The following is a 322-nucleotide window of genomic DNA, read 5'->3' as shown; positions in this document are numbered from 1 at the left end:
CGATGATGACGAGGAAGAAGATTCGGCACTGTCGATTGCTGATCTCGATGATGTGGAAGATGAAGTTGGCGGTGAGCTAATTGAGCGCATGAGCCTGGATGAGCACTTTTTTTTAAATCGAACCCCGAATCAGGACAAGATCATTTCCCGTGCACCGGTTGGGCCAATGTGGGTGGAGGGCGTTGCGGGCTCAGGCAAGACCTCGGCTGCCATTGGGAGGACCAAGATGCTCTGTGACTTCAACTCGAATGAAGTGACGGATCGTGAGACGTTTCGGTCCATTCTCGGCGACGACTTCGACTACTGGGAGGGCGAGTTTGCT

Annotated in this window: 1 pseudogene; it reads left to right on the top strand. The window is 53.4% G+C overall.

Annotation, left to right across the window (positions count from 1 at the left end):
• A pseudogene (locus tag SB756_RS28895) lies at nt 1-322 on the top strand (hypothetical protein); the annotation flags it as partial.

It is taken from the genome of Pseudomonas sp. SIMBA_068 (genome assembly GCF_046534705.1).
GTDB classification, from domain to species: Bacteria; Pseudomonadota; Gammaproteobacteria; order Pseudomonadales; family Pseudomonadaceae; genus Aquipseudomonas; species Aquipseudomonas putida.
This window is presented reverse-complemented; position numbering and strand designations above follow the sequence as displayed.